This window comes from Candidatus Hydrogenedentota bacterium, assembly GCA_018005585.1.
GTDB lineage: Bacteria > Hydrogenedentota > Hydrogenedentia > Hydrogenedentales > JAGMZX01 > JAGMZX01.
Window position 1 is genome coordinate 1 of the sequence record JAGMZX010000153.1, and the last position, 13796, is coordinate 13796.

Genomic DNA, 13796 nt, shown 5'->3' on the forward strand with positions numbered 1-13796 from the left:
ACATGGGCTTTGACGAATACACCGGCGACGAGAACGTAGGCGAAGGCGAGGGCGAGGGCGAGGGCGAAGGTGAAGGCGAGGGCGAAGGTGAAGGCGAGGGCGAGGGTGAGGGCGAGGGTGAGGGCGAGGGTGAGGGTGAGGGTGAAGGCGAAGGCGAAGGCGAAGGCGAAGGCGAAGGCGAAGGCGAGCCCGGTGATGTCAGATACGTCAACAAGGCCAGTGGGGGCTCCGTTCACAACGGACTCACGTGGGCAACCGCGTTCCGCGAAATCCAGGACGGTATAGACCGGGCGCGGCTTCTTGCCGTTGAGGAAGTCTGGGTCGCTGCAGGCGTCTACGACGAAGTGCGCGATGGCACAGGTTCGCTCGTGTTGCGCGGCGGCGTCTCGATATATGGCGGGTTCAGCGGCGCGGAAACGCAGCGGGACGAACGCGACTACGTGAACAATGTCACGGTCATCGATGGGTCGAAGGCCGCGGGCGGCGCGCCCGCGAGCCGGGTTGTAGTTGGCACCAGTTTTGCCAGGCTGGATGGGTTCACGATTACCGGCGGGCGGGGCGTCTCCGGGTGCGGCCTGTTCAACAATGGCGTCTCGCCCACCATCGCGAATTGCGTGTTTGCGGACAACAGGGCGGACGAATTCGGCGGCGCAATGTTCAATCTCGGCGGCGCAAACCCCGCCGTCACGAACTGCACGTTCACGGACAACAGCGCGGAACGGAGCGGTGGGGCCATACACAACCTCGAATCGTCGGCTCAGATTACCAACTGCGTTTTTTCCAGGAACCGGTCGGAACTTGGCGGCGCCATTTTCAACAATGAGGATGCCGGCGTTGCGGTTTCGGGCTGCACGTTCGAAGATAATCTGGCGGCGCGCTCGGCTGGTTCGGCGGAAGACGCGGTCTCCGGCGGCGGCGCCATTGCGAACCTGAATTCGGACCCGGTCATCGCGGACTGCGTGTTTCTGGAGAATTTCAGTGACAACTACGGCGGCGCCGTCTTCAACAACGCCGCGTCGCCGTTTATCCGGCTGTGCCGCTTCTTCGGAAACGAGTCGGAACAGAGCGGTGGCGCTGTCCTGAACCTCGGTGTACTGGGCGGCGACGTGTCGGAACGGTGCGCTCCGCGGTTCGTCAACTGCATTTTCAATCTGAATTTCGCGAGCGAATTTGGCGGCGCGGTCTTCAACTTCGGCGCGGAGGCCGCTATCAGCAATTGCACGGTCTACGCGAACACGGCGAGTTTTGGCGGCGGCATCGCCAATCTGGAAGCCGGCGCGCTGATCACCAACTGCGTGCTCTGGGCGAACCTCGGCGCGCCCATCTTCGGCGAGGCGGTCACGGCCACCGTCGCGTACTGCAACGTACAGGGGGGCTACGCTGGTACGGGTAATATCGATGCGGACCCGGAATTTGTCAATCCCACGGCTCGGAATTTCCATTTGCAGCCCGGCTCCCCGTGCGTGGACCGGGGCGGCGACACGAGCGGCGATGCCTATGGCAATGTCACGCGCGATATCGACGGCGATAATCGCGGTTACGACGGCGATGGCCAGGGCGCGGCAACGGGCGACGGGTCTGACTACGATATTGGTGCGGATGAAATGACATTGTCCGGTGAGGGCGAGGGTGAGGGTGAAGGTGAAGGCGAGGGTGAGGGTGAAGGTGAAGGTGAAGGTGAAGGTGAAGGTGAAGGTGAAGGTGAAGGTGAAGGTGAAGGTGAAGGTGAAGGTGAAGGTGAAGGTGAAGGCGAGGGTGAAGGCGAGTGCGGACTGCAAACCGTCACGGTGATCAGTCCGGCCCACAATTCGACGGTGTTTCTGCCGCAAAGCGTGGTCACGCTGCCATTCACGCTGGCCGCAGTGACCAATTGTCCGGAGGACACGTTTAATGTGCTGTACACGTTTGACGGGGCGTTTGCCGGTGCCGCGCAAGGTTCGCCGTATCCGGTGACGATCGGCAATATCGCTACGCTTGCGCGCGGCGGGCATACCGTCGTCGCGACAGCGAACGGCGCGGGCGGCGGCTTGGCCACGGTGACGGAGGAGGCGGCGTTCACGCTCCTGAACGCGCCCGCCGGCGCCGACGCGAACAACAACGGCTATCCGGACGACCCGTTTGAAATGCTGGCCGTCGCGGGCGACCGTTTCTACAACGTGACGCAGATTGCTGAGTCCGGCGATGACCGCTGCGTAGGCTCTGTGATGTGGCGCGGGCCGGGCGCGCCGGTGGCCGTGGCGCTTGCCAACCCGGAGAATGTGTCGCAGCGGATTACGGTGGTGGCGCCGGGCGACCTGCTCGAGGAAGGGGAGTTGGCGGTACTGCTGGTGACGACGGCCACCGACCTTGTGACGCTGATCGGCGCACAGCAGGCGGCGAACGTTGCGCGGCAGCCGGCGGGCGGGCTCGCGCCGGGCGCCCAATTCGCGGATATCAGCCTGCTCGTGAGCGATAACGACGGCGTAACGTTCCAGGAAATCGCGAACGCGCGCCTAGCGGCGAATCCTATTCATGTGATCATCGAGGGCGCGCAGCCGCCTTCCGGCATCGGCGTGGAACTGCATACCCATCCCAGCAACGTGGTGGATGCGCCCGCCACCGGCATCGAGTTGCGCGTTTCCGGCGGAGACTGGACCACGAACGCCGTGCGGAATCCCCAAATCAGCGGCGGACGCATCGAAGCGGACCTTGCCGCGTTGTCGATCCTGGCGCCGTTCCTGGAAGCCGGTGAAGACTTGGCCGTCATCGCCGTGGTGCCCGCGCAGGCGCAGTTTGGCCAAGTCATGATGGGCCGGTCCGCGACGAAGACCTTCACGGTCAAGAACATCGGGTCGGGCGTTTTGAATGGCGCTGCCGCGACGCAACCGCCGTTCAGCATCGTCAGCGGCGGCGCGTACAGCCTCGGCCCCGGCGTGAGCGTGGACGTGGTAGTGCGCTTCTCGCCCACTGAAGAACGCGATTATCTCGGGACCGTGACGTTCACCGGCGGCGGCGGCGCGACGCGCACCGTATTCGGCACCGGCACGACCAACAAGCTCATACGCATCTTTGGCTGCGGCGCGCAGGGGACGGCAATGGCGGAGAACCTGTGGGGCGACGCCGCCGTCTTCGTGCTGGTCGCGGGGCTGCTTGCGTGGCGTGTGCGGCGTCTGCGCCGAAACGGCTCACCGTGACAACCTAAAGGTCAGTCCAGGCATTCGAACCGGTTTTGGATGTTCTCGCGTCGGCGTATTCCAGCCCGGCGCAGGGTCTGCGCGTCTTCTGTTCGGGAAATGACGAACAAATGCAACGTATGCGGCAACAAGACATCCCGCGAAGCGCGCGGGGGTGAAGTCTTCCGTATAGAAGACGGGATGGTGCTCGGGGGCACATCCCGGCGTGCGCATACGACCGGTGCGATGACACCATGCGTGGCCATCAGACGGTGGGCCATGTCCGCGAGGCCGTCCGCCAAGGGCAACGGCTCGTCCGGAGCCTGCGCATGGAAGTCACTGCTTTTCCCTGAATACGGCGCACATTGCGTATTCAGGGTTCTTGGTCTTGCCGTCTTGCGGGACTACTCCGGCGATTGGTGCAGCGCGAATTCGGTAATGGCGGGGCACGCCGCCGCCTTCGGGATGCGCAGCCGCACTCTTGCCGTGGTCACGGGCTCGCCGCGCCAGATCCGGCGATTGCCGATGGCCGTACCCTTCGCGAATTCGAGCCACGCCGCGCCGTCCCAGCGGTCGAGGGCCCAATCGTCGACGCGCTGGCCCAATGCGAGATATTCGCGCAGGCTGACGACATTGAACGTTGCTTCGCCGCCGAGGTCCAAAACAAGTTCCGGATTCAACACGGCGTCGTCGGTGCACCAGTAGGTTGCGCGATTACCGTCGTTCACGTTGCCTGCCGCGAAGGCCGGGTCGCCCCCGCGCGTGTTGCTTGCGTCTGCTTGCGCGCCGCGCGCGAAGTCCACGCTGAAGGTGGCGTCGAGGATGCGGCGGAACTCGCGTAGCGCCGCGGCGTCGTTTTCGTGAATGCGGCCGCGCCGGTCAGGCGGCAGATTGAGCAGGAACGACGCGCCGCGGCCCACTGACGCATAATACAGTTCCAGCAGGTTTGCCGCGCTGCGCACCTTCCCGTCTTCCTTCGGGTGATAGAACCAGCCGGGGCGTATCGAGACGTCAACCTCCGCGGGCAGCCAGAATTGTCCGTCGCGATGGCCGTTCTCGCCCTCCTTATATTCCGTGCGGCCCGGGCACGGGGCCGCGCCGTCGCGCCCATGCGGCGTGTACGTGGCCCAGCACGGGTCTCCCGCGAAACCGGACTCGTTGCCGACCCAGCGGATATCGGGCCCCACGTCGCTGAACATGACCGCGCCGGGCTGCAGTTCGCGCACGATCCGCCAGGTGGCGTCCCAGCCGTAGTACGTGGCCGGGTCTATCGTGCGTTTTTCGCGCGCGCCGCCGTAATAGCCGTCGCCGCCGTTCGCGCCGTCGAACCAGACCTCGAAGATGGGGCCGTATTCCGTGAGCAGTTCCCGCAATTGGCTGCGGTAGTATTCAAGGTAACCCGGGCCGCCGTATTCCGGGTGGTTGCGGTCCCAGGGCGAGAGATAGACGCCGAATTTCAACCCGTGCCGCTGACACGCGGCGGAAAGATCGCGCACGATGTCGCCCTTGCCGCCGCGCCAGCCGCTCTGGGCCACGGTATGCGTTGTGTATTTCGAAGGCCAGAGACAAAAACCGTCGTGGTGCTTGCACGTAAGAATGAGGCCTTTCATGCCCCCCTCGCTCGCGACAGAGACAATCTGGTCCGCGTCGAAATCCGTCGGGTTGAAAACGCCGGGCGATTCGTCGCCGTAGCCCCATTCCTTGTCCGTGAACGTGTTCACGGTGAAATGCACGAACCCGTAAAACTCCAGTTCGTGCCACGCAAGTTGCCGCCCGCTCGGAACGGGCCCATAGGGCGCGGGCGGCTCCGCGCCCGGCGCGGACCCCGTCGCCGCGAAGATCAACGCACTCATGATCGCGCACCTCGATAGCAGGGAAACCATGTGTTCACACTCCCTTTTGCCGCAGCGGCCCGCCGCCTCCCGCGGCCGGCCGGCCTCAGCGATGCACCAGCCGGCCCAGCAACGGCGTGCTGACCGTGATTGCGCCGTCGGGACAATACTCTTGACAGCAGTAACAGCGGATACAGATGTGGTAATCGTGCGAGGGCGGCGTGTCCTTCCCGCCGCGGAAATCGACCGCCTTGGGCGATACGGGGCAGACCTGCACGCACGTGCCGCAACGGCTGCACACGGCCGTGTTGATGACGGGCCGCGGCACGATGGTCTCCCGCATCACGCGGGCCAGCAGCCGCGGCAGCGCGCCCTTCGCGCCTTCACGCCTGCGGTCCACCTGAAAGCCGCGCTGGATGAACGAATCGAGCGGCGCGCCCGCGACCTCCGTGTCCGCGCAGGCGCCAAGCCCGGTCTCGACGCCCTGGCGGACCGTCGGGACCAGTGCGGGGTCGAGATCGACCATTTGCGCAGCGGCGGCGTCGATGGCGACCGGGTCGTCGGAAAGCAACAGTGCGCCCAGCGGCACGGGCGTTCCGTTGCGGGGGCCATTGCCTTCCATGGCGAGGACGGCGTCCATGACATAGAGGCGCGGCTTCACAAAACGGGTCACATCGGCGAGCATCCGCGCGAAACGGTCGAGTTCCGGCAGGCGCGCGTGGAATTCGCCCTTCAGGAAGCCCGGGATGCAGCCGAACTGGTTTTTCACCGCTCCCGTGATCCGGGTCAGCGCGTGCGTCTTGAGTTTGGGCAGCGAAATGACGCCGTCCGCGCTCAAGACGCCCTGCGCGATGGTGAACTGCTTGATCAAGTGGCCTTCCGGAAAGGAAACCGTCTTTGACGACATGAAATCCGCCAGCGCCACGCCGGTCGCTTCCGCAACACTCACCAGGCCCGCGCGCCGCGCAGCGCTCTCCGGCCGGCCGAAACCCGGGGAATCGCCGTAGGACAGCTGCGCGCCACACGCGGCAAAGCGGCGCGCCACGGCCTTGAACACCGCCGGATGCGTCGTGACCGCCTTTTCCGGCGCCGCGCCCGCGAGCAGGTTTGGTTTCAGGAGCAACCGCTCGCCGGGGCGCACGAACCGCTCGACCCCGCCCAGCAGCGACAGGCCTTCGTCAATCGCCGCCGCGACACGGCTCTCGTCGTAATCCTTGCAGGCCACCAATGCCACGATACTCACGGCGCCGGCTCCCGTTCACCTGGTTGAGAACGCACGAAATATCCTCTCATGCCCGGGGCTTGAGCCGCCACGTCACCGCCAGCAGCGCGATCGCCGCCACGGTGGACGCGAGGATCGCCGCGATGACGGCGGCCCAGGCGGTCTCCTTGCCGTGCGACGCCTGCAATACGTCGAGCAGTTTCCCGAAGCCCGTCGCCTGCACGGTGCGGCCGATGTAGCCGAACAGACCGATAAAGCCGGCCGCGGTGCCGATGGCCTTCTTGCCGGTCAGGTCGAGGGCAATGATAACGATGAAATTGATCACCGGGTAGATGAACAGCCCGATCGATACAAGCATGAGCATGTCCAGCCAGAGAAAACCCGCGGGAATGAACAGGATCGCGGTGAACGCGCCGAGGATCGGCACGAGGCACAGCACGGCGATCATGCCGCGCCGGCCGCCCATCTTGTCGGAAAGCCAGCCGAGCAGAATGGTTGACGGGATGCCGCCGAACTCGAGCGCGGTCTGGGCCAGGCCGCCGCCGGTGACCGTGGCTTCCTTCATTTCGCGCAGGTACATGGGCCCCCAGTCCAGCATGCTGTAGCGCGTGATGTAGGCGAAGAAGTTCGCGAAGGCGAGCAGCCAAACGTACTTGTTGACCAGCACGTAGTCGAAAAGCAATTCCTTGAAAGTCAGTTCGCGTTCCGGTTCGCCGCGCTGGCCGTGAAATTCCGGGTAGTCCTGGTTGTACTCCTCGATGGGCGGCAGACCGACGGACTGCGGTGTGTCGCGCAGCCGCACAAGCAGGTACGCCACGCCCAGCAGGCACAGCGCGCCCGGCACATAGAACGCATATTCCCAGCCGCCAAAGCGGGATGCGGACCAGCCCGCCAGATAGCCTGCGATGCCGCCGCCGACGTTGTGCGCCGTGTTCCAGATGCTGAAGGTCAGGCCGCGCTCCCGTTCGCTGAACCAGTGGCCCATCGAGCGCCCGCACGGCGGCCAGCCCATGCCCTGCACGAACCCGTTGAGCGCCCAGAGCGTCATGTGCAACGGATAGCTCGCCATCGCGCCGAACGCGAAATTGCACAGCGCCGTCAGCAGCAGCCCGCACGCCATGAAGATGCGCGGGTTGCTCCGGTCGGACAACGCGCCCATGATGAACTTGCCCAGACCGTAGCTGATGGCCGTCGCGGCGAGGATATTGCCAATCTGCGAATGGTCGTAGTGCAGCGCCCCTTCGATGTCCTTCGCGACCACCGACAGGTTGTTGCGCACGAGGTAGAACGCGGCGTAGCCGAGGAACGTGGATTCCATGATCTGCCATCGAAACCGCGGATACGCCCGCCGCACCTCGCCGTCCGGCAGTCGCGGAATATGCGGCGCGGGCGCAAACGCCCGCCGCAGATAATCCAAAGACATGATGCTGGTCCTCCACCCGGGCCCGGTGTCTTGCGCGACATAGTCCGCGTTTTAACGCCCGCAATGCAAGCCGGCCGCTGGCGTCCGCACCGCCGCTTCTGCTATCACGGTCTCCGCGCGAGGCGGGCATTGAACCCAAACGGGGAGGGCCTGCCCATGACGCTGCTCTTGTGCGCCGCGAAGCGGAACGCGTTTCAGTCCGTCACAGGAGAGCGTTATGAATGGTGAACACGTGTGTTTGCTGCCGCGGGTATCCAGCGCGGGCAGGGAAAGGAAAGCGCCGTGACCAAGAAGAAAGAAGCCAAGCCGGAGAGGAATACGGGCAAGCCGCGCTGCGGCCTGTGCGGAAAGACGAAGAACCTCACGAAGACGGACTGTTGCGGGCATTGGATTTGCGACGACGAGCACAAATACGTGATGTTCTCATATGCGCTCAACAGTTGCCACCGGAACCACTCGCGCTACACGCTTTGCGCCCATCATTTCATAGAAGGCCACAAGGGCGATTGGAAGACCTGCAAGAAGTGCCGGAAATCGTTCAAAACGGAGATGTACGTGTGGTACGGCACCAACGAATTCAACTTTGAGGTTCTCGAGAATCCGCCGGCATACCAGCCGACCCATTGCGCGCGGTGTAACGCCGTCATCAGCCTGGGGACAGACGGCTATTCGTTCGGTGCCGAGGGGTATCTCTGCGAGGACTGCACACAGGCAAGATTCCTGGACGAAGCAAAGGAGGAGAAGCCCTGACGACTGGGCGTGTTTTCCTCGCCGAAGTCAAAAACACAGGGGCGAGGATGCCCTCGCCCCTGCCTGTGGGTTCGTCTTCGTCAGGGCGCGCAATTCACGATTGCATTACGCGGTGACTCATGCCCCGTTCAGATGCCGCTGGCGTCTAGCCCCACAATCATCCACACGCCGTTCTCTTGCTTTGCTTCGAACTCGAAGACCGCGCTGCCGAAAGCACCTTCGACTTCCACGGGATAGAGAATGATCGTGTCGCCGTCCTTCTCCACCTCGGTGTCGTCAAAATTGATTTCGAGGCCGTCCAGGAAACCCATGCTGGCGGCATTGTCGAGGAAATCGCGGAGCCCTTCCTTGTCGCCCAGCTGATAATGCTCGAAGTCTTCCGAGATGTTCTTCATCATCCCATCGATGTCGCCCTTCTGCGCGGCCTCGACGAAGCCCGCGACTTGAGTCTTGGCGACTTCAAGCGGGTCCTGGTCCGCCGCCGCAGCAGCCTGGCCCGATTGCGCGGTCAACTGAGACAGCAACAAATACAGCGCCGCCTGCTGCTCCGGCGTGAGCTGGTCCACGAGTGCATGCAGTTTGGCTTCGACCCCGTCTGCGTCCGCGGAATCGGCTTTGGCCGCGCCGCCGCACACCATCAGGTAACACCCCAGACATCCCGCCGCTAGCACCAATGCGAATCCGGCCAACCGACGCTTTGCCATGCTTCCTTTACCTCCGTTGATTTTTGCGTCTTGTTCGAAGGTTCCTGTAACCTTCGGCGCATTGGACCGGACACGCCGCGTCCAGGATTCACCCAATTCCGGGAGACCAGAATGCGTTCCTCAACACGTTCCTGGGCGGGTCCCGACTACGCGATTGCGATGCTGGTCATGGGCCTGATGGGCGCCTTTTACTGGGCCATTCGCGGGACCACCGGCTACGGCGGCGAGACCGGCGGCATGCTGGCGGGGTTCGGCTGGGCGCTGCTCTGGTATCTCTTCTCTCAATACGGAGACGGCGCCGCGCGACGGCCCTACAACCGGCCCTGGGTGCTGCTCGCGATTACCCTGGGCATTGCCTTCGGGGGGCTTACGGGCTACGGCGTGTACATTTCGTGGCTGAATGGGCGGTTTCACCTGAACTATCCGGAAGGGCTCCGCGATGTGCCCGCCTGGACCGGCTACGCGATGCTGTTCCTGTGTGGCCTGCACTGGGGCGGCAACACGGGCTGCTTCCTGGCGTGGTGTGCGCCGCGGCGGCCCCTGCGCGGCACGGACTGGGCGTTGCGCATCGCCTCGGGCGCGGTCGGCGCGGCGGCGGCCTGCGCAATTGTGCGGCTGTTCCCGCAGTGGTTCCTGCCGTACTACGCGGAGGGCATTTACGCCGTGCCGGAGAACAAGACGTGTATCCGCGCGCTGGACTCCGTGCGCAACATAGCGCCGCACGTGGGCATGGTCCTGGGTTTCCTCGCCTACGAAATCGCGCGCGGCGACCGCCGCGCCGCGGCCATGATCCTGACCGTGGCGCTCGGCTTCGCGGTCCCCTTCACCGCCGGCGGGTATTGGCAGACGATGCACGATTCCGCGTTTCCGATCGACTGGTGGAAGAACTGGGAGATGACCATCGGCCTGGGCGGCGGCCTTTCGCTCGGGCTGGCGTTCTGGCTGTTCAACCGGCCGGCGGATACGCCGCCCCCGGCGCCGGGCCCCGCCGCGCGCGCGTTCTTCCGCTCCGGTATTTTCCTGTGGTTCGCGTCGATCAACGTGGTCCAGGGCGCATACGACGGATGGTGCGAACTCCACAAAGTGGATACTTCAGCGGCCGGGTACGGCGTGCTGCTGTTTCTCAGCGTGATTCCCGTCATCGCCGCATGGCTCTGGCGCCGCCGCAACGAAACGCCGGAAACCGCACACGGCCCGTATCGCCTGTCTGCGCGCGCCATTGCCGGTTTCCAGGCGTTCATCATCGCCGCCGGAGTGCTCGTCAGCATCCCGGCCGAGTGGCGCTTCGCCAACACGTTCCTCCTCAGCGCTTACGGCGTATACCTCGGCGGGAGTCTGCTTCTTTTCGGCATGCTGCGTTGCCGGTCCGGCATGGGCCGCAAGAAGCGGCGGGATGCGGCAGATTGACCTGCAACGCGCGTCTCCTGCTATGATGAATGGGCGGGGGCGCGATCCTGTGCCGGGGGAGGCGGGGGCTGTTTCGGTAGCAGGTTCGTCTGGTCCCCGCGGGCGCACAGAAGGAGGGCGGCGCACATGGGTTCGGACCGCGTGATGCTGATGATCGGCAGGCTCGAAATCCTCACGCGCGAGGCGGAACGGCTCGCTTCGCACAATCCCAGCGTGGGCAACATGCCGCAGGGCGGCATACGTTCCATGTTTGTTTCGGACGACGACCGCGCCGACGATGCGCGGTTCGAATCGCTGCTGTCCGAGGCGTCCGGCATCATCTACAGTATCGGGGACGTGTTTCAGGCCTACGGCATCAGCGTGGAAGACGCCCGCGTGTCCGAGGCCTTCTACGACGTCCGCTCCGCGCGCGACGCCGTCAGCGCCATGCGCCGCGCCATCGGCGCGCTGCGCGCCAAGGCGATGCTGCTGCCGTGACGGAAACCGCGGGGTCTCAGGAAGCGATTGAGGGGTAGGAACAGTGCCAAAACGCCGCGCAGTCATCGTGGGAGTCAACGGACACGAAGGCTGGGACTTCATGCCGCTGAAGTATGCGGTGCAGGACGCAAGCCGGATGCACGCGCTGCTCCAGCGGATTGATGAGACCAGCCCGTTCGATGATATTGAATTGCTGCTGGACCCCTCGGACCATGCAGTCCGTCAAGCGGTTATCCGCGCCGTGAAAGGGAACAAGCCGGGCCGGGCCCTGGGTCCGGGCGACCTGTTCGTATTCTATTTTTCCGGCCATGGCAAGCGCGAGCGGGGCGGCAAATACCTGATGCTGTGTCCTCAGGCGGAACGGACGGTGCTCGAGTCGCAAGACACGAACGGTACGGTTACGGATGCGTTCCTGAAGAACATCGTGGCGGAAGGGTCGTTCGACTGCCTTCTCGTCTATGACGCGTGCAGAAGCGTGCTTGAGGTTCCGGCGCAGGGCATGAAGGACGGGGCTCCGGCCAAGAGGCTGATGGACGGCGAGCGAAACCTGAAAGACACGGTGGCGGCGCGCAAGACCAAGGGCAAGGGCGTCTGCGCGACGGTCTATTCCTGCCGCGACGGCGAGCAGGCGTGTGAACTGGAGAAGCTGAAGGGGGGACTCTTCACCTGTTCGTTCGAGGCGGTGGTCCGGCGCCGGCTCAGCGCGGGCGACCGGGTGCATATCGACAATGACCTCGTTCTGAAAGAAGTATTCGCGCAAATGAAGAGCTATGGAGGCGCTGAGGCACACGCGCCGGGTTTCCACTGCGAAGGCGGCGACGGGATTGTCCTTGCGGAGGGCGCGCAGTCGGACAGCCGATTCAAGCCGGCGGCCCCGGTTTCGGGCCGGGTGGTGGTGCTGGAGCCGCCGCGCCTGCACATCACGACGCGTCCTTCGGGCGCGCGGGTCTGGGTGGATGGCAAGTTCCAGGGGGCTGCTCCGGCGGCCGTGGCACTCGATGCGGGCCAGCACGCCGTGCGCGTGGAACAAGAAGGTTATGCGGCCTGGGGGCGGCGCATTCAGTTCGACGGGCAGGGCGACGCGTCGCTGGAAGTCGCGCTCGTGGCGCTGCCGCAGGAGCCGGAGCCGGGCGAGGTGCGGGTGTTCGAGGGGGGCGAGTTTGCGTGGATACCGCCGGGGACCTTCGAGATGGGCTCGAAGCTGAGCCCGGAGCGGGTCATCGCTACGTACGGCGGCAAGGCGGAGTGGAAGCGGTTTCACGAACGCGAACACCCTCGGCATACGGTGACGCTGACGCGGGGATTCTGGCTGGCGACGAAGGAGGTGACGGTGGGGGAGTTCCGGGCCTTCGCGGACGCGGCGGGCTACCAGACGGACGCCGAGAAAGGCGGCTCGGGCTGGACTTACGGCCTCGAAAAAGGTGAATTGCAGGATACGAAGGGCGCGTCGTGGCGGAATCCGGGCTGGGCCTTGGAGGACCGTCAGCCGGTGGTGCTGGTGAGTTGGAAAGATGCGGTGGCGTATTGCGAGTGGCTGAGCCGGAAGACGGGGGAGACGTACCGGCTGCCGACGGAGGCGCAGTGGGAGTATGCGTGCCGCGCGGGGACGGATACGGAGTTCTGGTGGGGCGACCGGATGGAGGACGGCCGGGGCTGCCTGAACGGCGCGGACGAGACGCAGCTGCCGAATGGCCGCCAGTGGACCCCCCGTTTCCCCTTTGCCGATGGGTACTGGAATGTGTCGCCGGTGGGGAGTTTCAAGGCGAACCACTGGGGTCTGTACGACATGCACGGGAACGTATGGGAATGGTGCTCCGACTGGTATGGGGATTATCCGTCCGGCTCCGTGACGGACCCTTCAGGCCCGCCGTCGGGCAAGTACCGGGTGGTGCGTGGCGGCTCGTGGGGCGACCTTCCCGGACTCTGCCGTTCGGCGGCTCGCTACGGCGTCGCCCCGGGCCTCCGCAGCGCGGACTCCGGGTTGCGATTGTTGCGGACTCCGTAACCCTGTGTACTGTAGCCCTGTTGCCCTGTGCTCTTTTGCTCTTTACACTCCGTGGCACGGGCGTCCCGCCCGTGCGGGTCCATGACAGGGGTTTAGGAGCATGGTCCCCGCTTTCGCGGGGATGATGCCCATGCCACGGGGTGTGACTCCCGCTACGGGGCGGCCGCGTTATGCGGCCACTACGTCGGCCGCGACGAGGCCGTATTCCCAACGGTCTTTGTCGAGGCAGAAGAGTTTCGGCCGGTTGGGCGAGACCTGGCCGTGGAAGCTGGGCCCGCGCGAGGGGCTGCGCGACAGCAAATCGCGGCCCTGAAGTTTCGCGTGAAGGTCCTTGAGCTGGAGGTCGACATCGTCGGCCGTAAGGACGGCGAAGAGGTACTCGCGGTGCCCGGTTTCGACTGTGAGGGGCCCCATTTCCCTCCATTCCGGCAGCGCGGCGCGGGCGAGGAATTGGTCGGAGGGGATGTGGAACACCTGGCCGGCGCGCACGGCGTTGTCCGGAAATTCGGCGGAAGGGGCGAGCTTGAGGCACGTGCCGCTGGTGCCGAAATTGAAGAGATGCAGATAACCGCCGCACGGCACGCCGCCCTCGATTTCGACATATTCGCCCACCCGGAGCGCGCCGTCGCGCTGCATGATGGGCGGTTCGCCGGTTGTGCCCTGGGGCGCAGGTTTCGCTTTCGGACCCGCCGCGGAGAGGGCCGCCGCGTCCCTGCAGATGACGCCGCGTTCCCCGCCGCCGGGCATCCAGTGGACCAGGTGCAGTTCGACCGCGCCCGTTACGCCCTTGAGCTGTTCGACGGTTTTCAGGAAACTGCGGATAT

At 64.9% G+C, this 13796-nt stretch carries 10 protein-coding genes; 5 read left to right on the top strand and 5 right to left on the bottom strand.

Features of this window, described 5'->3' with window-relative positions; genetic code table 11:
- Nucleotides 1-3173 (top strand): DUF1565 domain-containing protein (locus KA184_19715; protein MBP8131811.1); only part of this gene is annotated, 3173 nt, incomplete at its 5' end.
- A gap of 383 nt (nt 3174-3556) precedes the next feature.
- Here the strand turns inward: KA184_19715 and KA184_19720 are convergent.
- From KA184_19720 to KA184_19730, 3 genes are read right to left on the bottom strand one after another with little or no spacing between them, the layout of a single operon-like run.
- Nucleotides 3557-5035, bottom strand: a complete 1479-nt coding sequence (locus tag KA184_19720; GenBank protein ID MBP8131812.1) for an alpha-L-fucosidase — start codon at nt 5033-5035, stop codon at nt 3557-3559.
- Nucleotides 5036-5090: 55 nt separating this feature from the next.
- Nucleotides 5091-6227, bottom strand: a complete 1137-nt coding sequence (locus KA184_19725) for a DUF362 domain-containing protein (GenBank protein MBP8131813.1) — start codon at nt 6225-6227, stop codon at nt 5091-5093.
- A gap of 46 nt (nt 6228-6273) precedes the next feature.
- Nucleotides 6274-7629 (bottom strand): MFS transporter, encoded by a 1356-nt coding sequence (locus KA184_19730; GenBank protein ID MBP8131814.1) that lies wholly within the window; start codon nt 7627-7629, stop codon nt 6274-6276.
- Between the two features lie 282 nt (nt 7630-7911).
- On the opposite strand from KA184_19730, the gene KA184_19735 reads away from it, so the two are divergent.
- Nucleotides 7912-8379, top strand: a complete 468-nt coding sequence (locus KA184_19735; GenBank protein MBP8131815.1) for a hypothetical protein — start codon at nt 7912-7914, stop codon at nt 8377-8379.
- Nucleotides 8380-8507: 128 nt separating this feature from the next.
- Here KA184_19735 and KA184_19740 read toward each other — a convergent pair whose 3' ends face one another.
- Nucleotides 8508-9083, bottom strand: coding sequence for a nuclear transport factor 2 family protein (locus KA184_19740; protein ID MBP8131816.1), 576 nt, complete (start codon nt 9081-9083; stop codon nt 8508-8510).
- A 111-nt stretch (nt 9084-9194) separates the two neighbouring features.
- On the opposite strand from KA184_19740, the gene KA184_19745 reads away from it, so the two are divergent.
- From KA184_19745 to KA184_19755, 3 genes are all read left to right on the top strand, one after another.
- On the top strand, nt 9195-10490 hold the full coding sequence (locus tag KA184_19745; GenBank protein MBP8131817.1) for a hypothetical protein: 1296 nt from the start codon (nt 9195-9197) through the stop codon (nt 10488-10490).
- A gap of 126 nt (nt 10491-10616) precedes the next feature.
- Nucleotides 10617-10967 carry a hypothetical protein gene (locus tag KA184_19750; GenBank protein MBP8131818.1) on the top strand — a complete coding sequence of 117 codons (351 nt, stop codon included), beginning with the start codon at nt 10617-10619 and terminating at the stop codon, nt 10965-10967.
- 43 nt (nt 10968-11010) lie between these two features.
- Nucleotides 11011-12972: an SUMF1/EgtB/PvdO family nonheme iron enzyme gene (locus KA184_19755; protein ID MBP8131819.1), complete on the top strand. Its 1962-nt coding sequence runs from the start codon at nt 11011-11013 to the stop codon at nt 12970-12972.
- Between the two features lie 168 nt (nt 12973-13140).
- On the opposite strand, the gene KA184_19760 is transcribed toward KA184_19755, so the two are convergent.
- Nucleotides 13141-13796: hypothetical protein (locus KA184_19760; GenBank protein ID MBP8131820.1), on the bottom strand; the 656-nt coding region annotated here is incomplete at its 5' end.

What these genes read in the sequence shown, in the direction of transcription:
- KA184_19730 (MBP8131814.1), bottom strand. Translation starts at nt 7,629, where the DNA reads ATGTCTTTGGATTATCTGCGGCGGGCGTTTGCGCCCGCGCCGCATATT.
- KA184_19750 (MBP8131818.1), top strand. Translation starts at nt 10,617, where the DNA reads ATGGGTTCGGACCGCGTGATGCTGATGATCGGCAGGCTCGAAATCCTC.
- KA184_19745 (MBP8131817.1), top strand. Translation starts at nt 9,195, where the DNA reads ATGCGTTCCTCAACACGTTCCTGGGCGGGTCCCGACTACGCGATTGCG.
- KA184_19720 (MBP8131812.1), bottom strand. Translation starts at nt 5,035, where the DNA reads ATGGTTTCCCTGCTATCGAGGTGCGCGATCATGAGTGCGTTGATCTTC.
- KA184_19740 (MBP8131816.1), bottom strand. Translation starts at nt 9,083, where the DNA reads ATGGCAAAGCGTCGGTTGGCCGGATTCGCATTGGTGCTAGCGGCGGGA.